Source organism: Cupriavidus sp. SK-4 (assembly GCF_000611125.1).
Taxonomy (GTDB): Bacteria; Pseudomonadota; Gammaproteobacteria; order Burkholderiales; family Burkholderiaceae; genus Cupriavidus; species Cupriavidus necator.
This window is the reverse complement of record NZ_JFJW01000211.1, coordinates 1-1146: the sequence shown is the minus strand read 5'-3', so window position 1 is coordinate 1146 and position 1146 is coordinate 1. Positions and strand designations below refer to the sequence as shown.

At 56.9% G+C, this 1146-nt stretch carries 1 protein-coding gene; it reads left to right on the top strand.

Annotated elements, in window-relative coordinates:
* Window positions 1-66 precede the first annotated feature (66 nt).
* Window positions 67-1146 (top strand): hypothetical protein (locus tag CF68_RS34470; RefSeq protein WP_152548610.1); only part of this gene is annotated, 1080 nt, incomplete at its 3' end.

The window sequence follows — 1146 nt, the reverse complement described above, 5'->3', positions numbered from 1 at the left end:
GGAAGAGTCATGACTTCTGTATAAGGAAATGATTTCAAGGGGCCATGGTTCTCGCTGAGCGCTATCGTGCCCGATCAGCGATTTGCACGCGCTTCCGTAGCCATCTCGTTTGCACGGCCGGACGTGGCAGGCATCACGCTTAAAGTGGGTCACACTTGGCTGTTGAAGAAGTTCCTGTTCGGTACCAACGCGCCGCTGACGCCCGAGTACCGGGGATTCATCGCAGGCGCACTGCCTCAGAACCCTGACCAGTACCTCGTCGACTTGCCGAACTGCCGCATCTTTTTTCAGGAGGAGGGCGCACGGGAAATCGCCGGCGTTGCTGACCTGCTGACACATGTCATGCGCGACGCGCTGGTTGAACTGGAAATGGCATGGTCTGCCGTGGACTTTCCGTTTGTCAGATGGGCGGGTAACAAGGTCGCGCTCGCAGCGGTCGACGAAAGCGTATGGCGGGAAATAGGACGATTTGTTGAAGCGCACGACGTCGACAAAGGCACCACACCGTGGCACATGTTCGACGCCAATCGCAACGTATTGAAGCCCTATCATAAACACAGCACCGAACAGTACGACGCCGGCTATCACGCCATTGTGTATGCGACGGAGATCGACGAACTCTCCATTGGGCGTGAGGTGGTGTTGCTGTGGCAACCTGATGACCTAGAGCCGAACCAGACGTTTTCGCAGCGAGGCGACTGGCCATGCGAGTACGCGCTGGAATGGCTGACTGTCTCGCTTATTCCCGCAGTGAAGCAATGGATTTATGAACGCGAATTCGGCAATGGTTGGAAGCTGCCATGGCGTGCGAAACAAGCCCGCGCGTTCGCAGAGCATCTCGATAGACTCTTTGTCGTGCGCGATCTGCGCGAGCCGCCGTTGATGCGCCACGACACGTGGTGCGCCAGCATTGTCAAAAGCGCAGAGGCATTGCAGATATTCTTTCACGCACGGGGTGAGCCCGCGCCGTTCATACGCAGGCATGAAATGGAAGCGCTGTATGGGGCCATCGCCATCGTTGCGCAAGGCCAACGTGGATACGTCGGATATGTCAGTTCAAAACTGTGCCTGCACCGCGAAATCGCCGATCACGCAGACTTGATCGACGCCATTAACGCACCTCATTACACACAACTCCTGGTGGCT